We start from the raw sequence: 18,941 nt of genomic DNA, 5'->3' as shown, positions 1-18,941 counted from the left end.
ACCCACCGGGGGTCAGTTTTGAGAGAGCGTTGACAGGACGTCGCCTCGGGACTGTTCCAAGATCGGTGTTTCCGGCCCGACACGCCGGACTGAGGTCCGGCGGGATGGGCACTGTGAGTGATGACATCTGAGGTTGTGAGTCCACGCAAGCGTGAGCCCAAGCCGGCGCGGGAGCTGTCGCCGGAGCAGGCCGCCGCGGCGGCGATGGTGGCCGAAGCGAAAGCCCGCGGGCTGGCGCTGACCGGGCCGGACGGGTTGCTGAAGCTGTTCACCAAGAACGTGCTGGAAACCGCACTCAACGAGGAAATGACCGAGCATCTCGGGCACGAGAAGAACCAGGCCGACCCGGATCGCGAGTCAGCGAACGTGCGCAACGGCACCCGGGCGAAAACGGTGATCTCAGACGCCGCGGGCGAGGTCGAAGTCAATGTACCGCGGGATCGGGAGAGCACGTTCGAGCCGCAGATCGTGAAGAAGCGGCAGCGTCGGCTCACCGAAGTGGACGAGATCGTATTGTCGTTGTATGCGAAGGGATTGACGACCGGGGATATCTCGGCGCATTTCGCCGAGATCTATGGATCCTCGGTCAGCAAGGAAACGATCTCGCGGATCACCGACAAGGTCGTCGGCGACATGAACGACTGGGCTACCCGCCCGCTGGATGCGGTGTACGTCGCCGTGTTCATCGACGCGATCCATGTCAAGGTTCGCGACGGTCAGGTTGCCAACCGGCCCGTCTATGCCGCCATCGGGGTCACCGTGGACGGCCGCAAGGACGTCCTGGGCCTGTGGATGGCACTGGTGGCGAGGGCGCGAAGTTCTGGATGAGTGTCCTGATCGACCGCAGTGGTTCGCGTCGGGTTCGGGGAGCAGTTCACCGAACTGGAGGGTCGCGGTGAAGGTAGCGAGTACCGGCATCGGGCTCATCCGGGCCGAGACAGTGCGGACATGGTCGGCGAAGTAGCCCGCGCTGTAGCAGGTCTTTGTCGCTGCCCACTGGGCGACGAACGTGTCCGGGGGCAGGCCGTCCCATTGGGGCGGCCGATTTGGGGTGTAGAACGACAGTTGGACCCGGTCCTCGTGCGGCGGTGGCAGGCGTGACCAGCTGATGGCGACGATTGGGGCCTCGACGTAACCGGAGACGTCGTAGAGCCAGGGGGCTGGTGTCCATCCTGAGCCTGGCAGGTCTTGCGCACGCGCGGCGTCATAGAGGGCGCCGCCGATGCAGCTCTCGAACAGCATGAAGCCGGTCATGCTGGGCATTCGGTCCGGGCTGGCGGGTTCGGTGGACGGGGTGGACGAGTAGGTCACGGCCATCTCGATCGCCTCGTGGTCGACCCACGTCAGGCTCGCGTTCTTGAGGCGGCCGGCTTCATCGCGGGCGTATCGGCGTACTTCCCGATCCTCGCTCTCCACCGCGGCGGCTCGCGCGACCTGGCCTGTTCGTCCTTGCTGGGCGCCCTCGGCCGCGATGGTGGTGTAGTGCTCGTGAAGCCGCCGGCGGAGGAAGGGAAGCTGCTCGGAAGACGGAGCGACCCACGGCGCGGGTTGGAAGATCGAAGCGTCCGGGATCGGGTCGGGAATCGTGAGGCCATCGGTTGCCGGGTGCATGAAACGGACTCCAGCCAAGGTCGCGGCGGCGCTGGTCACAGGCGGCGCAGTGCGTGCAGCACGCGGTCGAGAAGCGCCAGGTGCTCGTCGTCGGGCCGCGGTCCCTCCAGCGCGGCCCGACGCGCGGCGGCCCGTTCCTCGTCGAGGTCCAGCGGAAGCGCGGACGGCCCCGTGGCGGGCAGTTGTCCAAGGCTGGGGAGGTACTCGGTGAGTGGTCCGTTGTCGGCATGGCGGCGCGCGGCCTTACCGTGGACAGCATCGAACGACAGTCCGGGGGTTTCCGGCGACCAGCGAGGACTCGGCAGGATCACCATCGCGTCCGCCTTCGTGTCCGGCTCCTCACTACGGTTCACCGCTCTGCGGCAAGCCGGTCGGACTCATGACGGGTTCGGGTCGGTCGTCATCGGGCCAAAAACGGGTGCCACGCAAGACCCGCAGGAAGGGCAGCAACTCGTCGCGAAGTCCCGGCGTGGTGGCGATCGCGCACCGGGAACGGGTGGTGTGAGGGCTGGCGTCGGCATCCAAGACGAGGGCTCCCGCCTCGCGGGCGATGACTGCCCCGGCCGCGGTATCCCAGGTCCGGTTGCCGAGCAGGACGCAGGCGTCAAGGGTGCCGTCGGCGACCCAGACGAGGTCAAGTGCGGAAGAGCCGTAGCGACGAAGCCCTTGTGCCCGTGCGGTGAGTTCCCGGTCCACAGTAGAGCAGAGCACGTCTCGCAGGGCAGTGTCCTGGCCGCTGCCATAGTCGCTGAACCCGATCAGGGCTCGATCGAGCGACTCGGTGGCCGAGACGGCGATGAGTTCTCCGTCGCGGTAGGCGCCTTGCCCGTCGGTCGCCCAGTAGCGGTGCCCGAGAAAAGGAAGCGCGGTGACGCCGAGGATGGGCCGGTGGTTGTGCACGAGCCCGAGGGCGATCGCACACAAGGGACTGCCGTGGTGGTGGTTGATCGTGCCGTCGATGGGATCGAGAACCCAGTAGGTCTTCTGGCTACCAACCGCGCCGGTTTCCTCTCCGAGGAACCCGATCTCGGTGTGCCCGTCGGCAATCAACCGTTGGCGGACAACGTGTTCGACGCCCTCGTCCACTTCGGATACAGGGTCGCGGTCGCCCTTGTACCGGATCGAGCGAGGACGGTGGCTGAGGACATGCTCGACCGCAAGATCGATCGCGGCCTGTGCCGCGGGCAGGGCAGTGGTGAGGTCGGGTGCCGACAGCATGGTTCCTTCGGTTCTTCGGGCATACCCGGCTCGCATAGCAGCGCCGAATGGACCGGGCCGTGGACGGTGAAGGTCAGGAGTGGTGCGGCCACCACGGGTGTTCGACGGTCAGCGCGTCGCTTCGCAGTCGTTCCGCGATGACTGCGGGGCGCAGCTCGATTTGGTGGAGGTCCGCTTCGGTGAACCACCGCAGTTCGTGTTCGCTGGACCGGGCGGCTTCGGGGTCGGCGAGAGTCACGTCGAACAGCAGGGCCAGTTCGTAGAGGGCAGGCCCGTTTGGTGAGGTGTGGTCACGCAGTTCGACGGTGGCGCAGAAGTCGAGGTAGGCGAGGTCGACGTCGGTCTGTTCCCGCAGGGAGCGCCGCAGGGCGTCCTCAACGGATTCACCGGGTTGTACTCGACCACCGGGTAGCCGGAAGGCACTGGCGTCCCGGTCTCGGACGAGCAGGAGGCGCTCCTCGTGCCCAACGAGGCCGTATGCCCCGACAAGAGGACCGAGAGCTGGAGTGGTGGTGGAGGTCATCATGGTGCTCTCACGATCGATGGACAGGACGATAACCGAGGTGACGCCTCGAAGAGGCCAACGTGGTGGTCCTCATCGCACTACCGGGGCCACCAGGCTCGACTGGTTGTCGACCGGCGCGGGTGAGCGTGCTGGTTGCACCTCGCGCATATCCACTGAAGCAAGCTCACTTTCCGTAGCGAGAGGGTGGCTGAGACCGGTATGGCCTGCGGTGGGCGGTCGGGGGTCGCCCACCGCAGGCCGAATCCCAGTCAACGACGCCGCCCTTGCCGATCACCAGAGCGGCCGTGCGGCGAGAACGAGGCGTCAACGGGGCGACCCAGGCGCTGACCAGCGCGCTGTTGGTCTGCTGGAGCGAGGGGCTTCACCCAGATGGGCATGCAACTGCGATTGGCGATCAGTCGGGTCGTCAGCCGTGGTCGAGAACGGAGCGGCCATGAGGCAGCGATGAGGCGACACCCTCCCTACGCTGCGAAAACCGGCGAGTACTGTGCGCTATGGAGGGTCTGGAAGGAGGGACAACGCGATGGCAGCACGGCCTCTCACCCCGCTCGCCGTTGCCCGCGAGGCCGCTGGTTATACCCAGGAAGCCCTCGCCGTCACCCTGAAGGTCGAACGGACCACCATCGGGCGTTGGGAACGTGGGGTCCAGTCACCTCAGCCTTGGCAGCGGCGCGGCCTCGCCACCGCCCTGCAGGTCTCGCTCGACGTACTCGACGACCTGCTGCGACGTACCCTTCGGCGACCTGCTGCCAACATCACGACGGTCCTGGTCTCACCTTCGTCGAGCCTGGTGACGGCCCCCGTCGAGCGGACCGTTCACGAGGACGGACCGGCGCCCGAGGCCGACGTCATCCATGCCGCTATCCCGCGCCTGCGCCGCGCGCTTGACCGGCTGGACCTGCCCGACGACGGACCAACCAGGTCTCTGGACGACCTGCACGGCGAGATCATCCGAGCCAGCGACGACCGGCTGCAGTCGCGCTACGGCAACCTCGCCCGCCGCTTGCCCGACCTCATCGCCGAACTCGCCCGCGCCGGTCAGCTCGGCGACGCGGCAGGCCAGCGCCACGCCGCCGCCCTGCTGACCTTGGCGTTGCGGGCTGCTGACGGCGTGGCGTTCAAGTTCGGCTACCTGGATTTGTCCGCCAGACTGATCGACTTGATGCGCTCGGCCGCCCAGATCGCCGAGGACCCGCTGCTACTGGCCGCTGTGGCGTACGTGCGCACCGAAACCTTCTTTGCCACCGGCGACCTGGACACCGCCGCCCGCGCTCTCGAACTTGCTGTTGACCACGTGCCCGATCTCGATACGACTTCCTCCTCAGCCGCGTTCGGTGCCTTGCACATGCGCGCCGCAGTCGTGGCCGGCCGGGCGGGCAAAGCCGACGTCGCAGCTGATCACCTGCGCGAGGCCCGCCGCGCTGCGGGCAGGGCGCCCGAGGGAATCTACGTCGGCACCGCGTTCGGCCCGGCCTCCCTACGCATCCACGAACTCGCAGTCGCCGTCGAACTTCGAGATCCACTGGGTATCGAACGCGCGGCGTCCTGGCACCCGCCCGACGAACTTCCCGCCGAGCGTCGCTCCCACTACTTCATCGATCTGGCCCGCGCCCAGCTCACCCTCGGTCGCCACGAAGACGCTTACCTGTGCCTTCAGGCTGCACGCCGTGCCGCGCCCGAGCACACCCGCACCCACCCGCAGGTCCGCCAGTCCCTCTCGTCCCTGCTGCGCACCCACAGCACGCCCAGCGCCGGCTTGCTCGACCTCGCCGCTTGGGCCCGCGCTCGCTGAGCCGCCACCAGCCGCTCAGCGCAGGGACAACAGATCCGGCAGGTCGTAAAGGGAGTCGATTACCCAATCCGCGTCGCGACGGACCAGTGGGTCGTCAGCCCACAGGTAGCCCCACGGGCCCCGCCGGATCAACGCCGTGCAGAAGCCCGCTGCCTTCGCGGCAACCACGTCGTTGTCCCGGTGGTCACCCACGTACACCGTCTCGCCCGGCCCGTCGGGGACCATCTCTGCCACGCGGGCGAAGAACTCGGACGACGGCTTGGCGGCACCCCATTCCCCCGAGGTCGCGATCCGGTCCACCGGCAGCTCCAGCGCACGCAACAGCTCGGCCGCGCGAGCGGTCTGGTTCCCAGCTACCCCGACCCACAAGCCGCGTTCTCGCAGCGCAGCCAGGCCGGGCCGCACATCGCTGTAGAGGTCGCTGTCCTCGATGCGCTCACCCAGGCCAGCCTCCTCGCGCAGCCGCCGTTCCCGTGCGACGTCGAAGCCCGGCTTGAAGTACTGGAACGTCTCGGCATTGTCCCGGCCAGCGGCGGTGACCGCACCCAGCACCGTCGAGAAGGTATGGCGGGAAACGCCGATCCAGTCGGCCCACGCACCCCACTCCCGCGAGTCGTCCAGCAACGTCTCGCCCACGTCGAACACCACCGCGGTCACCATGCTCTTACTCCTACGTCACGTACAGCCACCGCGCGACAGCGAGGCCCTTCGGCCGCCCAACCCACTGAGATTCGGGTCCTGGCACCCGCCCGGCGTCCGCTTCCCGGCAGCCTTGGTCGACGCAGTTCGAACAAACGGTCAGCCCGAGCCTCGGCCTGACGTCCGCAGCAGCACAGCGGCAAGGAGACTAGCGGCTAGGTCACCTAGTCAGGTCGCCGTAGGTTAGGACAAACCTGCTGTGTGTCTTGTCGATGGCGGGCCCGCCAGTTCGCTGTCCGGGGTATCAGCCGGATAGACGATGAGCGATGGCGTGTGCTGGTTCCGCTCGGGCGCCCAGGATCGGATCTCGTCGCAGAGGTACTGGGTCAGCTCGGCGGCGGCTGGCCCGTGACCGATCGCGCCCAACTCCCAGTGCACCTCGTCGCCGGATTCCAGTCTGCGGGCGGTGAGGGAGACCAGCGTGTTGCCCTCGGCCAGCGCCATACGCCACCAGTCCGGTGCCGGGTTGCATACCTGGGTGGACGTCGGCGCGGACCTTGAGCGCTTCGACGATCGATGGGGCATGTGGGCTCGATCAGGTGAGGGGAAGCCCGAAAAGTGCGGCGGTGGCGCCGAGACCGGCGCAGACGGCCAGGGTGCGCAGCATCGGCCAGCGCAGCGCGAACACCAGGACGAGGGCGATGGCGGTGATCGCGGCGGCCACGGGTCGGAAGCTGGCTAGTTCGGGCAGGTTCACCTGCACCGGCCCGAATCGGTGGACATCGCTGGTGGTGAAGAGGGTGTGCAGGGCGAAGTACAGGGCGAGGTTGGCGATCACACCGACGACAGCGGCGGTGATGCCGGTCAGTGCGGTGGAGATGCCGCGGTTGTGGCGGAGGCGTTCGACGTAGGGGGCGCCGAGCAGGATGAACAGGAAGCAGGGCACGAAGGTGACCCAGGTGGTCAGCAGCGCCCCGAGCACCCCGGCGACCCATGGGTCGAGGCTACCGGGGTGGTGGTAGGCGCCGAGGAAGGCCACGAACTGCACGACCATGATCAGCGGGCCGGGGGTGGACTCGGCCAGAGCGAGGCCCCGCACCATGTCTTGGGCGGAGAGCCAGCCGTAGACCTCGACGGCGCGCTGGGCGACGAAGGCGAGCACGGCGTAGGCGCCGCCGAAGGTGACCACGGCGGTGCCGGAGAAGAACAGCCCCTGCGTGGTGAGCGTGCTGCCCACGCCGGTGAACACCGCCACCGCGGCGATCGGGGCGGCCCAGAGCAGCAGACCGACACCGAGCACGGTCAGGCTCCGCCGTGTAGAGGGGGCTTCGTGGTGCAGGGCGTCGTCGGGGATCAACGGTGCTGGTCCGTCGGCGGCGCCGTTGGTGGGCGGGGGTTTGATCGTGCGGGGTGCGAACCGGCCGAGTGCCCAGCCGATGGCCGCTGCTGCGGCGATGACGATCGGGAACGGGACCGCGAACACCGCCAGCGCCACAAAGCCGGCGGCGGCGATCCCGATGAGCGCGGGGTGGTGCAGGACGCGTTTGCCGACCCTGGGTACGGCTTGGGCGATGATCGCGACCACCGCGGGTGCGAGCCCGGCGAAGATCGCGGTCACCAGGGTGGTGTCGCCGAACGTCACGTAGATGGCCGACAGCGCGAGCAGGGCAACCATGCCGGGCAGCACGAACAGGGTCCCGGCGATGATCCCGCCGCGGCGGCCGTTGAGTAGCCATCCCACGTAGATGGCCAGCTGCTGGGCTTCGGGGCCGGGCAGCAGCATGCAGTAGTTCAGCGCGTGCAGGAAGCGTTGTTGGCCGATCCAGCGTTTCTCCTCGACCAGGGTGCGTTGCATGACCGCGATCTGCCCGGCCGGGCCTCCGAACGTCTGCAGCGAGATCAGAAACCACGCCCAGGTCGCGGTACGCAGTGGGATGACGTCCCGGTTCGCGGTTTCGGACATGGGTGAGCGTCCCTCCTCGTTCAACTCCACGCGCAATGTAACCATGGTTGCACTAGTGCGGTGGAGGGGTGTCCAGGTGGCGGGATGCGGGCTGGCCGAGGCGGTGGGAGTGGTCGGTTAGTGGGGTTCGGGGAGTGGGATGAGGCGGTGGGCGTGGTCGAACAGGGCGTGTTCGACGAGCCGGGCTGCGGTGAGAGCGGCGAGTGCGGTGGCGGCGAGCAGCATGTACATGACCACGATCTGGTAGCGGATGGCGGTGAGGGGGTCGACGCCGGCGAGGATGAGTCCGGTCATGGCTCCGGGCAGGCTGATCAGGCCGACGACCTTGGTGGAGTCGATCGCGGGCAGCAGCGCGGTGCGCAGCGCGGAGCGTTGGTGGGGCAGGAACGCGTCGCGGGCGGGGAGCCCGAGGCAGAGCCGGGCTTCGATGGCTGGGCGGGCCTGCTGGGCGTCTTCGCGCAGGCGGCGCAGGGCGACCCCGGCGGCCTGCATGGCTCCGGAGACGATCATGCCGCCGATCGGGACGACGACCCGCGCTTGGGTGGAGATGATCCCGAGGCCCAGCAGCGTGGCGAGGGTGACGAGGCTGCCGACGGCGACCCCGAGGGTGGCTGCCCACCGGGCTCGGGGCAGGCCGGTGCCGCGGCGGCCGGCGACCTGTCCGGCGAGGAGGATCATGATCGTCACCCAGCCGAACGCGCCGGGAAGGCCGGTGTGGGCGAAGATCACCAGCAGCAGGACGCCGACCGCGGCCAGCTGTGCCCCGGCGCGCAGCGATGCGGTGATCAGCTCGCGGGTCAGGTGCAGCCGCTGCCGGTAGGCCACCGCGGCGGTGAGGGCGATCAACAGCAGGGAGGCGGCGACGCCGCCCCAGCTGGGCACGGACAGTCCGGTCATCACCCGGCCTCCAGGTAGTCGATGTGGTCGGGGTGCCCGTGGGCGACCAGGCGCCCGTGGTGCAGGACCAGCACGTGCTCGGCGATGCCGCGAACGAGGGGGAGGTCGTGGCTGACCAGGATCACGGTCCCGCCCGCGGCGGTGTGGTTGCGGGCGGCCTCGGTGATCACCGCTGTGGTCACGGCGTCCAGCGCGGCGGTGGGCTCGTCCAGCAGCAGGACCTCGGGTTCGACGGCCAGCGTCCGGGCCAGGCACACCCGCTGCGCTTCGCCGCCGGACAGGCCGCTGGTGCGGCGTTGCGCGAAGCGTGCGGGCAGGCCCACGAGATCGAGCAGGTGCTGGATGCGGTGCTCGGTCAGCTCCGCGCGTCCGACACGCAGCTCCTCGGCCACGTGGTTGGTGAGCAGCACCGGCTGTTGCGCGACCAGGCCGACCCGGCGCCGCAGTGCCAGCACTTCGAGCTCGGCGAGCGGGGTGCTGTTGAGCAGGATCTGGCCGGTACTGGGGTCCTCCAGCCGGTTGAGCAGGCGCAGCAGGGTGGACTTGCCGGCGCCGCTGGGACCGACCACCGCCGTGCACGCTCCGGCCGGGAGACGGGCGCAGACTCCGTCGAGCAGTCGGGTTGGGCCGCGGGTCACCGTGACCCGGTCCAGAAGAAAACCGGGCACGGTGCTCATCCGGGTGCGGCGGCCGGGGCGTCCGGAATGGTGGCGTCGGGATGGTTGGCGGCGGGGAGGGTGAGGATGACGGTGGTGCCGCCGTCGGGATGGTTGGCGGCAGTCGCGGCACCGCCGTTGCGGCGGGCCAGCGCGGCGACCAGGGCCAGGCCCAGTCCGGTGCCGCCGCCGGTGCGGGCGTCGTCGGCGCGGGTGAAGCGGTCGAACGCGTGCGGCAGGAACTCGGGGGCGATGCCGGAGCCGTGGTCACGCACCCGGATGCTCACCCCAAGCTCGGTGTCGGGCGGGCTGGCCGTGATGATGATGGGTGGCTGCCCGTGCCGGGCGGCGTTGTCGATCAGGTTGCTCACCGCCCGGTCGAGATCGCCGGGATCGGCGCGCACCGTGAGCTCCGGTGAGCAGTCCAGGATCACTTGGTGCTCGTCGAGGGTGCTGCGGTAGCGGGCGATCACTGACTCCAGCACGGGACGCACCGGGGTGGGCTCGCCGGGCCGGGCCGGCGGACCGGCCTGGTCGGTGCGGGCGAGCAGGAGGAGGTCCTGGGCCAGGCGGGATAGTCGTTCGGTTTCCTCCAATGCCGAGCCCAGCGCGGCGGTCAGTTCCCGTGTGGTGCGGGGTCGGCGCGCCGCGAGTTCGAGTTCGGTGGTCAGCAGGCTGAGCGGGGTGCGGAGCTCGTGGCTGGCGTCGGCGACGAACTGCCGTTCCCGCTCGACAGCGGCGTGCAGGCGGTCGAGTAGATCGTTGAACGTGGTGCCCAGCCGGGAGATTTCGTCGCGAGCCGACGGCACGGGTAGACGCTGCGTGGGGTGTGCGGCGGTGATGGTGGCGGCGCGGGCGCGCATCCGTTCCACCGGTCGCAGTGCGGCGGCGGCCAGCAGGTAGGCCCCGACCGCGGCGGCGAGCAGCGCCAGCGGCAGGCCGACCGCCAGTTCTTGGCGTAGGTCGGCCACCGCGGCGTCGCGGTCGGCGAGGGTCACCGCGGCCACGGCGATCCGGCCGTCCGCACCGGTGGGGGCGGCGGCGATACGCACCGGCCCGTCCAGCTGTCCGGCGGTGGCGTGATCGACCACGAGCTCGCCGCGCCGCGCGGTCGCCAGCTCCGCTGGAGTCAGCAGGGGCTGGTCGGCCACGTCCGGGGAGCTGGCGATGATCTGGCCTGCGTCGTCGAGGACCTGCTCGCCGGTGTCCCGGCCGCCGCTGGACAGCACTGGTGCGGCGGTGGTGGCGATCGGTTGGAGGTCGCGCAGCCGGTGCTCCAACGATTCGCTGATCGAGGCGTCGAGCGATTCGCGTGTGTGCGTCACGGTGACGATCCCGACTCCGAGCAGGACCAGCGCCATCATCACCGTGAACGCGGCGGTGAGCCGGATCCGGAGCGGCCACCGCCGGATCATCGCGCCCCCACCCGCGGCCGTCCACCATCCGGCCGGAGCCGGTACCCGGCGCCGCGCACGGTCTCCAGCGAGACCACCGCGAATGGCCGGTCGATCTTGTCCCGCAGCGCGCGGATGTGCACCTCGACGACGTTGGAGCGGGATTCGTAGGCGAAGTCCCAGCAGTGCTCCAGCAGCAGCTCGCGGGTGAGCACCACGCCGGGCTGGCGCAGGAACATCTCCAGCAGCGCGTACTCCTTGGCCGTCACCGCGATCTCGGTCTCGCCGCGCCAGCACCGCCGGCTGGCCGGGTCGATCCGCAGATCGCCCGCGGTGAGCACGGTGGGGCGGGCGACCGGGCCGCGGCGGGTCAATGCCCGCAACCGAGCGAACAGCTCCTCCAGGTGGAACGGCTTGGTCAGATAGTCGTCCGCGCCGCCGTCCAGGCCGCTGATCCGATCGGTCACCGCGTCACGGGCGGTGAGCATCAGCACCGGCACCCACACCTGCTGGCGGCGCAGTCGCCGGCACATCTCGAACCCCGACAGCCGGGGCAGCATCACGTCCAGCACCACCGCGTCGTAGTCGCGGCTGACCGCCGCCCCGAACCCGTCGGCCCCGTCTGTGGCGACATCGACGGCGTAGCCCTCCTCGACCAGGCCACGGCGCAGCAGGCCCGCCATCTTCGGCTCATCCTCCACCACCAGTACCCGCACCATCCATCACCTCTCTTCAGGCGCCACCCCCGAGCACCCTGCACAGGCGCCCCTTCACGGGCACGGTGCCACCACATCCGGGTGACCGCCGTCGTGTCTTCATCACGGCTTCATCTCCACCGACTACCCATACCCATGCAACCACCTCATGCAACCACGGTTACAGGAGCGTGGAGAATGGAGAAGGCATGAACCGCAAGACGAAGATCGGGATCGGGATCGCCGCCGGAGTGCTCGTCCTCACTGGTGGGGGCGTGGGCCTGGCCTCCGCGATGTCCGGCGACGGCGACGAGGTCAGCGGCCCCGCGGCCGACCAGGCACGAGCCGCGGCCGTGCAGTCCGTGCCCGGCGGGAAGGCCGGCGCTGTCGAGACCGAGACCGACGAGGGCGCCGCCGCCTACGGCGTCACCGTCACCAAGCCCGACGGCTCCACCGTCGAGGTCCACCTCGACAGCACCTTCCACGTCGTGGGCACCGAGGCTCCCGGCCAGGACCACGACGCCGACGGTGACGAGGGCTGACCGCGTACCACCGACCACGATCTACACCGACCACGATCGAGTTCGAGGAGGGCAAGGACATGCCGTTCACCCCCGCCCGCGCGGCCCGCGTGGTGTTGCCGCTGGCCGCGCTGCTGCTGGTCCCGCTCGCCGGCTGTGGCACCGACACCACCCCCGCCAGCGACACCGCTGCCGACGCCGAGCATCGGCGCCACCAGCCGATCCCCACCACCGAGGCGGACTGGAAGCCGGTCACCGACACCCTGGGCCGCACCGGGAAGTTCGGCGACAACAACACCGTCTACCGCATCGGCCTGCCCCGCACCGACCTGCAGGTCACCTCCGGCGGCGTCGAGATCAAACCAGGGCTGTCGCTGGGCGGCTACGCCGCCTTCGCGAAGTACCGCGACGGCGTCATGCTCATGGGCGACCTGGTGGTCACCGAGGCCGAACTGCCCAAGGTCACCGACGCACTCCAAGCCCACGGCATCGCGCAGACCGCGCTGCACAAACACCTGCTGCAGCAAACACCGCCGGTGTGGTGGACCCACATCCACGCCATGAGCGACGACCCCGCAGCGCTCGCCCAAGGCGTGCAAGCCGCACTGGACGCCACCGCCATCCCAGCCCCGGCGCCACCAGGTCAGCAGCCGCCGATCGACCTGGACACCGCCGGCATCGACCAGGCCCTGGGCCGCAAGGGCACCGCCGACGGCGGCATCTACAAGTTCAGCATCGCCCGCAAGGAGACCATCACCGACGACGGGCATGTCCTTCCGCCCACGTTCGGGGTGACCACCGCGATCAACTTCCAGCCACTCGGCGGCGGGCGGGCCGCGATCAACGGTGACTTCGTGATGACCGCACCCGAGGTCCAGAAGGTGATCCAGGCGCTGCGTACAGGCGGGATCGACCTGGTCGAAGTGCACAACCACAGCCTCACCGAGCAACCCCGCCTGTTCTACATGCACTTCTGGGCCGTCGACGACGGCGTCACCCTCGCCAAAGCCCTCCGCCCCGCGCTGGACGCCACCAACCTGCAACCCCCAGGCTGATACCACTCACGCCGACAGCGTTTCCGGCCCCGTCGTGACGATCGGCGGGGCCGGACAAGCACCATGACAACGAGCATGACAACGGGAAGGAGCGCAGGATGCGGCCACGCACCGTTTTGGACTGGATCGCTTTCGTGCTACTGCTGATCGGCGCGTTCGCCTGGGCGGCGTTCGTCACCGACATCAACGTGCTGGATCGGGCACTGGAACCCATCGCCGATCCGCTCGACGACATCGTGTTCGTGCTGATCGGACTCGCGGGCCTGTACTGGATCGGCCGCGTCGTCGTCGGAGACCGAACACATCAGTGAGCAACTCCACCGATCCAGCGCACGAGCGACCATCGACGGGATCGGCAGCGCCGCGGCAGGCAGGGCAGCGGGCAGGGCAGTGGGTGTTGCTGTCCTACCGCATGCCCCGCGAGCCGTCCACCCCGCGGATCACGGTCTGGCGCAAACTCAAACGCCTCGGCGTCGCCCAACTCGGCGACGGGCTGGTCGCGCTGCCCGCCGACGCCCGCACCCGCGAACACCTCGACTGGATCGCCGACGAGATCCTCGCCGCCGGCGGCACCGCCGGCGTGTGGCTGGCCCAACCAACCAGCCTGGCACAGGAACGCCGCCTGGCACAGACCATGGCCGCCGCCCGCGCCGCCGAGTACCGCGCCGTGCTCACCGAAGCCGAACAAGCGCGCTCACTCGGCGAGGCCGAGCGACGACGCGCCCTGCGCACCCTGCGCGCCGAGCTGCGGCGTATCCACCGCCGCGACTACTTCCCCCCACCCGAACGCGACACCGCGCAGGCCGCTGTGGACGCCCTGCACCCCGACCACCACACCGAGGAGACCGCATGAAGTGGGCCACCCGCGAACACATCCACATCGACCGCGCCGCCTGCGCCTGGCTCATCCGCCGCTGCATCGACCCGGACGCCGCCTTCGTGTTCGTCACCGACCCCGCCGACGTCCCCCCAGACGCCACCCCGTTCGACATGCGCGGCGTCGACCTCGGCCACCACGGCGACGACTGCAGCTTCGAAACCATCCTGCGCCGCCACGACCTCACCGACCCCGTGCTCTGGCGCATCGCCGAAATCATCCACGAAGCCGACCTCGACGACGAACGCTACGACGCCCCCGAAGCCCCCGGCCTCGACGCCATCCTCCGCGGCCTATCCATGATCGGCGACGACCAGCACACCCTCACCATCACCAAACCCATCTTCGACGGCCTCTACGAGTACTACCACCGCGCCCAGATGCTCGGCCGCGAACCCGCATGACCGCAGGGAACATCCGCCGCGCCACCCTCGGCATCCTGGCCGCCCTGCTCTGTGCAAGCCTGCTCGGCACCGATCACCCCGCGACAGCGACCCCCTCATCAGCGGTGCCCTTGCTGGAAGAAGCCACCCCACCAGCGAATGCCGTCCTCACCGAACCGGTCGACTGGGTGTACCTGACCTTCGACCGACTGATCAACACGTTCAGCATCCGGGTCACCGGCCCCAACGGCCACGACGTCGCCCGCGACAACGCCATCGTCAAGCACGACATGATCTCCCAGCCACTGCACACACTCACCCAGCCGGGCACCTACCGCGTCACCTGGCAGGTCATCGACCTCGACGGCCACCAGGCCAGCGGATCACACAGCTTCACCATCACCCCCGGCGTCACCACGACCCCCGAAAACACTGCCACCACACCAGCCACCACCCCCCACTCAGTACCGCCGACAGCGCCACCAGCCACCAACCAGTCCACGATCACCACGCCGCTGGCCGCCACGATCGCACTCAGCCTCCTGGCAGGACTAACCCTCCTCACCATTCGTCACCGTCGACGCGTCCGCGCATCACGTGCGCAGCGGCCAGACCGGACATGACGACAACCGCAGTCACGAGACATTCGGTCGGCATAGCTCCCGTAGTCCTGGCCTACCAGCGCGAAAGCCAATGCGGTGTCAGATTCCAACAACACCAGAGCCATCGACTCACCGCCAGCCTGGCCGTGAGAAGCTCAACAAGCTGACTTGACAGGGAACCGCAACGGGGCGACCAGCCGTTCTCCAGGTGCGAGCTGCTTCCACCACTGGGCGGGGATGTCCCACGGTGAGACCGTGGCGATCATGCGGTCGTACGGGGCGTGGTCGGGGTAGCCGAGCCCGCCGTCGCCAGTGATCACGTGCACGTCGCCGTAGCCGGCGGCGGCCAGCGCTTGTGAGGCTTTCGCGGTCACGTCCGGGTCGACGTCGATGGTGGTCACCAGGTCCGCGCGGCCGGTCAACTGGGCGAGCAGGCTGGCGTTGTAACCGGTCCCCACTCCGATCTCCAGGATGCGGTTGCCCGGCTGGACGTCGAGTTGGTCGAGCATCGCGGCTACTAGCCAAGGTGCCGACGCGCAGGACAACGACCGGCCGTCCTCGAACCGGTGGGTGACCACCGCCTGCCACGGGTCGTAAGCGACCGCCAGGTCGGCGTCCGGCACGAACTCGTGCCGCGGTGTGTCGCGCAAAACCCGCTCGACGTCGCTGTGCTTTGCGTGCCCGGCCTTCTGGATCCTCTCGACCATTGCCGCACGTAGCGCTTCCGGCGAAGTAGTGGTGGTGTGCATCGTTCCTTCGTATCAACGATCGTCGGGTTGGCGGGCATCGTTAGTGATCGACACGGGCTGTTTCTCGGGCCGAGGAAGCAAACCCGTTGTGGTGCAACGGCTTCACTAGGACCCGCCCTACGGGTTCGCTGGAGCGTTGACGTTGCAGGACATCGTCTTCACGCTGCGTGCCATGGCCTCTTCGGCGCAGGCTAGTGCTGTCGTGAGGTCTGCCAGCAGTGTGGCCGGGAGCGTGCCGCTGCCGAGCGCGCACGCTTCGACCGAATCGGACAACTCGCGCGCTTGGGAGTCGGTGAGCAGCTCGCGGCAACCATTGTGGGCGAGTACATCGCGAGCGACGTATCCGTCTCGTGTCGCGGCGGCGTAGTCGATCAGATCAACGGCGATCTGGTGCACGGGTGGATCGTCAACGGTGCCGATGGCGTCGATGAAGGACAACCCGAGCCGTGTGTGGAAGACCGCCAAGCCGGGCGCGGAGGTGTCGAGTCGGTGGTACTGGTTCAGGAGCGTGGGCAGATCGGCGACGCCCGAGGCGCCGTGGCACTGGATGGTCAGGCAGGCGGTCACGGCGTTCTCCCAAGGGTCTCCTGGTGTTGTGTCGGCCAAGAGGGTGAGGGCGCTGTCGGTGTCCCCGGATACGGCGTGGGCGATGACCGCGATCTGGCGACCGTCAAGCATCCGTCGCCCGACGCCCTTGTACGCGTCGAGCCGGGCGCGTGCCTCCGCCCAGCGGCCGGCTGCGGCCAGAGCGCGGCCACCGGTGGCCAGCAGGACTGCCCACAGCCAGCTGCGGATGTGCTGGTGCGTCTCGGCGGAGTCGGTGAGGTCGGCCGGGATCTCGATGCCGTCGACGATGGCGTCAGTTCGGGCGGAGACCGCGGTGAACAGGGTGTCGATCAGCGCGAAGGCGCGCTCGCCCTGACCCTCGCGGATGTAGAGGCGGGCGAGGTTGGTGATCGGTTCGAGAGCGAGGCGGGCTACCTGCGCGCCCAAGGGGCGGGCGCGCAGGTAGATGTTCACCTGCTGGTGGCACCACCGCCGGGCCAGTTCGGGCAGGCCGCAGTCGGAGGCGATGAGCGCCGCGTTGTTGTGCACGGCGGCGGCTTCGGCGAGCTCGCCGCTGTGCTCGACTTGGCGTGCTCGGTCGCACAGCTCGGCCACCCGCCGGGCCAGCGGGAGGCAGGCCGGGCGGGTTCGGGCAACGAGGGGGAAGCGGCGGGCGAACTGGCCGGCGGGGTCCACGGGCGTCACTCCCAGGTGACGGTCATGGGCTTGGTGGGGCGGTCCAGGACCACGAAGCCGGGGTTGGTGTCCGGCTGGGGCGCGGTGTCGGGAATGGCGAATCGGACGGTGCTGGCGCGGAAGCCCTGGTCCCAAGTCGAGATCTCGACCGAGACCTGCTCGGCGAGTTCCTGCGCGTTGGGGCCGTGGCCGATGACGCCGACCTCGTAGCGTCGGCCGCCGTCCGGATCGGGGTCCGCGGCGCGGATGGTGAGGTAGGCGAGGCTGCCGTCGGCGGCGGTGGTGGCCATCGCCACCGAGGGGAACATCGGCCGCACAAGGCCGCTTTCCTTCGCAGCGGGAGCGACCTCCATGCGCATCAGCGGGTTGGGCAGGTGGCAAGCCAGCCAGAGATCCAGCCATTCGAAGGATTCCATCGGGACGAAGTGCACGCCGGTCCACACTTCGCAGGCAGGGCTGTCGAAGACGCCGGTCAGGGTGTCCGGGTCGGTGGCGTGGTTGTTGTCCTTATGGATTTGCAGCGTCACCTCCCCGGTGCCGGTGAGGTCCAGAACGCGGCGAGCGTCGTCGCCAAGGCCACGCAGCGGCATGAAGATCGCCATCTCGCTGCCCAGGCTGCGCCAGCCGTCCTGGTCGCGTTCGAAGACGATGCTGCGAGAGGCACAACCACGCAGGCGCACCGGAGCTACCAGACGTCCGCCGGGTGTGAGCTGGTCGAGCCAGGCAGCCGGGACCTCGTGGGCACCGACGGTAGCGATGACGCGGTCGAAAGGCGCAGTTTCTGGGTGGCCGAGTGCGCCGTCGGCGGCGACCGCCTCGACGTTGTCGATGCTGGCTGCGGCCAGGTGCTCGCGTGCTCCGGCGACGAGGTCCTCGTCGATGTCGATCGTGGTGACATGCCCGTCGGCGCCGGTGAGGGTGGCCATCAGGGCGGCGTTGTAGCCGGTGGCCGCGCCGAGTTCGAGCAGCCGTTCGCCGGGCTGGATGCCGAGCTGTTCGAGCATCATGGCGACGATCTTGGGCTGGGACGCGGCGCTGATTCGGGTGCCGTCGCCCTCGTGTTTGGTGTAGACGGGCTCGTCGGCGTACGCCTCGACCAGGGGGACGTCGGGCAGGAACAGGTGTCGGGGCACCTGCCGGAACGCGGCCTCCACAGCGTCGGTGCGGACGGTGCCGTCCTTGACGAGGCGGTCGGCGAGCTTGGTACGCAGCTCGTCGGCGGAGCCGGTGGAAGCGTCACTGACGGTGGTTGTCATTGCGGGAACCCTAACGGTGTTGGAGGTGGTCCCGGCTGGTGCCTGCCGGGTAGGCGTGCTGTAAAAAACGGTGTCGACGGCCAGCGCGGCGAGGGTGGCCTGGTCGGTGCCGGAGAGACCGGCGCGGTTGGCGTGGAAGATGAAGTGGTGCGCCAGGACGGCGCGCAGGCCCCGCTCGAGGTGTCCGGCGCGAGCGAGTTCGGCGAGTTGGCGACCGGCCGTGTCGAACGCTGTCCACCAGGTCTCGGGAACCACGTCGGGGGCGACGTCGGCGACCTTGTGCGTGTTGGTGGTCATCAGTCGGCGCACGGCTTGGCTCAACCGCTCGGTGTGCGGAGAGTTGTTGGAGTGGGGTTGGGCGGTGGGCCGGAGCGCAGCCACCTTGTCCCAGACGTCGCCCTGCTCGAACCAGTCCAGCCCGGCGGCGCGCAGCATCGAGCTGAACAGCAGGACGGTGGTCTCTCTCTGACCCAAGGCAGCGGGTTTCGTGGCACGGGCGAGGCAGTGGCGACTGTCGTGGTGAAACAGCGAGTGCGCGATGTCCATCGCGGCGGGTCCACCGAAGGCAAGGGTTTCGGGTTCGTAGATGCCGCGAGTCCAGCGCGCGAGATGCCCATCGGCCTCCAGGTCGGACAGCAGCGTGTCGACCGCTTTCGTCTCGGGGTTGACCGGTTGGTAACGCAGCCGCCAGGCGGGTGTCTTGCGCAGGTGCCACCACGTGTCGAGTTCGCCGTCCTGTTGGGCCTGGTCGAGAGCGGGTACGAGCAGGGTCGCGGCGGTGTGCTCGGCCGTGGTCGGGTCGGCGAACTCGACCAGGTAGTGGTGCCAGCTGTCCGGCAGCATCAGCGCGGAATCTCCTCTCGGT

General features: G+C 69.2%; 20 protein-coding genes and 1 pseudogene. 8 read left to right on the top strand and 13 right to left on the bottom strand.

Annotated elements, in window-relative coordinates; all coding sequences use genetic code 11:
- Positions 1-120 precede the first annotated feature (120 nt).
- A pseudogene (locus tag BAY60_RS34965) lies at positions 121-842 on the top strand (IS256 family transposase); the annotation flags it as partial.
- 804 nt (positions 843-1,646) lie between these two features.
- Here the strand turns inward: BAY60_RS34965 and BAY60_RS34960 are convergent.
- From BAY60_RS34960 to BAY60_RS34950, 3 genes are all read right to left on the bottom strand, one after another.
- Positions 1,647-1,964: a hypothetical protein gene (locus BAY60_RS34960; RefSeq protein WP_112276292.1), complete on the bottom strand. Its 318-nt coding sequence runs from the start codon at positions 1,962-1,964 to the stop codon at positions 1,647-1,649.
- Positions 1,954-2,829 (bottom strand): inositol monophosphatase family protein, encoded by an 876-nt coding sequence (locus BAY60_RS34955; RefSeq protein ID WP_112276290.1) that lies wholly within the window; start codon positions 2,827-2,829, stop codon positions 1,954-1,956. Before BAY60_RS34955 ends, BAY60_RS34960 begins: the two co-directional genes overlap by 11 nt.
- 73 nt (positions 2,830-2,902) lie before the next feature.
- Positions 2,903-3,352, bottom strand: a complete 450-nt coding sequence (locus BAY60_RS34950) for an NUDIX domain-containing protein (RefSeq protein WP_158056995.1) — start codon at positions 3,350-3,352, stop codon at positions 2,903-2,905.
- A 526-nt stretch (positions 3,353-3,878) separates the two neighbouring features.
- On the opposite strand from BAY60_RS34950, the gene BAY60_RS34945 reads away from it, so the two are divergent.
- The gene (locus BAY60_RS34945; protein ID WP_075849293.1) at positions 3,879-5,147 is read left to right on the top strand and encodes a helix-turn-helix domain-containing protein; all 1,269 of its coding nucleotides are present in this window, start codon (positions 3,879-3,881) and stop codon (positions 5,145-5,147) included.
- A 15-nt stretch (positions 5,148-5,162) separates the two neighbouring features.
- Here the strand turns inward: BAY60_RS34945 and BAY60_RS34940 are convergent, their stop codons facing one another.
- The 7 genes from BAY60_RS34940 to BAY60_RS34915 form a co-directional block, all read right to left on the bottom strand.
- Positions 5,163-5,807: an HAD family hydrolase gene (locus tag BAY60_RS34940; RefSeq protein ID WP_075849295.1), complete on the bottom strand. Its 645-nt coding sequence runs from the start codon at positions 5,805-5,807 to the stop codon at positions 5,163-5,165.
- A 222-nt stretch (positions 5,808-6,029) separates the two neighbouring features.
- Positions 6,030-6,290, bottom strand: a complete 261-nt coding sequence (locus tag BAY60_RS37425; protein WP_075849297.1) for a hypothetical protein — start codon at positions 6,288-6,290, stop codon at positions 6,030-6,032.
- Between the two features lie 91 nt (positions 6,291-6,381).
- A complete protein-coding gene (gene chrA, locus BAY60_RS34935; RefSeq protein ID WP_075849299.1) occupies positions 6,382-7,749 on the bottom strand; it encodes a chromate efflux transporter in 1,368 nt (455 codons plus the stop codon).
- Between the two features lie 117 nt (positions 7,750-7,866).
- Positions 7,867-8,646 carry an ABC transporter permease gene (locus tag BAY60_RS34930; RefSeq protein WP_112276288.1) on the bottom strand — a complete coding sequence of 260 codons (780 nt, stop codon included), beginning with the start codon at positions 8,644-8,646 and terminating at the stop codon, positions 7,867-7,869.
- Entirely contained in the window at positions 8,646-9,323 is a 678-nt protein-coding gene (locus tag BAY60_RS34925) for an ABC transporter ATP-binding protein (protein ID WP_075849301.1), read from the bottom strand. The genes BAY60_RS34930 and BAY60_RS34925 overlap by 1 nt, the downstream gene beginning before the upstream one ends.
- The gene (locus tag BAY60_RS34920; protein ID WP_075849303.1) at positions 9,320-10,717 is read right to left on the bottom strand and encodes a sensor histidine kinase; all 1,398 of its coding nucleotides are present in this window, start codon (positions 10,715-10,717) and stop codon (positions 9,320-9,322) included. The genes BAY60_RS34925 and BAY60_RS34920 overlap by 4 nt, the downstream gene beginning before the upstream one ends.
- A complete protein-coding gene (locus BAY60_RS34915) occupies positions 10,714-11,412 on the bottom strand; it encodes a response regulator transcription factor (protein WP_205215529.1) in 699 nt (232 codons plus the stop codon). Before BAY60_RS34915 ends, BAY60_RS34920 begins: the two co-directional genes overlap by 4 nt.
- A 188-nt stretch (positions 11,413-11,600) precedes the next feature.
- Here BAY60_RS34915 and BAY60_RS34910 point away from each other — a divergent pair, with 188 nt between their 5' ends.
- From BAY60_RS34910 to BAY60_RS34885, 6 genes are all read left to right on the top strand, one after another.
- Complete coding sequence (locus tag BAY60_RS34910; protein WP_075849307.1) at positions 11,601-11,933, top strand: PepSY domain-containing protein; 333 nt, start codon at positions 11,601-11,603, stop codon at positions 11,931-11,933.
- Positions 11,934-11,992: 59 nt separating this feature from the next.
- A complete protein-coding gene (locus tag BAY60_RS34905; protein WP_083666521.1) occupies positions 11,993-12,967 on the top strand; it encodes a DUF1259 domain-containing protein in 975 nt (324 codons plus the stop codon).
- Between the two features lie 98 nt (positions 12,968-13,065).
- Positions 13,066-13,278, top strand: coding sequence for a DUF378 domain-containing protein (locus BAY60_RS34900; RefSeq protein ID WP_091679556.1), 213 nt, complete (start codon positions 13,066-13,068; stop codon positions 13,276-13,278).
- On the top strand, positions 13,275-13,820 hold the full coding sequence (locus BAY60_RS34895; RefSeq protein ID WP_245788976.1) for a Chromate resistance protein ChrB: 546 nt from the start codon (positions 13,275-13,277) through the stop codon (positions 13,818-13,820). Before BAY60_RS34900 ends, BAY60_RS34895 begins: the two co-directional genes overlap by 4 nt.
- Positions 13,817-14,248 carry a chromate resistance protein ChrB domain-containing protein gene (locus BAY60_RS34890; protein WP_112276286.1) on the top strand — a complete coding sequence of 144 codons (432 nt, stop codon included), beginning with the start codon at positions 13,817-13,819 and terminating at the stop codon, positions 14,246-14,248. The genes BAY60_RS34895 and BAY60_RS34890 overlap by 4 nt, the downstream gene beginning before the upstream one ends.
- Entirely contained in the window at positions 14,245-14,850 is a 606-nt protein-coding gene (locus tag BAY60_RS34885; RefSeq protein ID WP_075849313.1) for a copper resistance CopC family protein, read from the top strand. Before BAY60_RS34890 ends, BAY60_RS34885 begins: the two co-directional genes overlap by 4 nt.
- 134 nt (positions 14,851-14,984) lie before the next feature.
- On the opposite strand, the gene BAY60_RS34880 is transcribed toward BAY60_RS34885, so the two are convergent.
- The 3 genes from BAY60_RS34880 to fxlM all read right to left on the bottom strand — a co-directional run bounded on the left by BAY60_RS34880 (position 14,985) and on the right by fxlM (position 18,919).
- Positions 14,985-15,536 (bottom strand): methyltransferase domain-containing protein, encoded by a 552-nt coding sequence (locus BAY60_RS34880; protein ID WP_205215079.1) that lies wholly within the window; start codon positions 15,534-15,536, stop codon positions 14,985-14,987.
- A 159-nt stretch (positions 15,537-15,695) separates the two neighbouring features.
- Entirely contained in the window at positions 15,696-16,820 is a 1,125-nt protein-coding gene (locus BAY60_RS34875; protein WP_075849513.1) for a hypothetical protein, read from the bottom strand.
- A gap of 5 nt (positions 16,821-16,825) precedes the next feature.
- Positions 16,826-18,919: a methyltransferase, FxLD system gene (gene fxlM / locus BAY60_RS34870; RefSeq protein WP_091679559.1), complete on the bottom strand. Its 2,094-nt coding sequence runs from the start codon at positions 18,917-18,919 to the stop codon at positions 16,826-16,828.
- Between the last annotated feature and the right edge of the window lie 22 nt (positions 18,920-18,941).

Origin of the sequence: Prauserella muralis (assembly GCF_003202285.1) — a bacterium.
In the GTDB taxonomy this organism is placed as follows: Bacteria; Actinomycetota; Actinomycetes; order Mycobacteriales; family Pseudonocardiaceae; genus Prauserella_B; species Prauserella_B muralis.
This window is presented reverse-complemented; position numbering and strand designations above follow the sequence as displayed.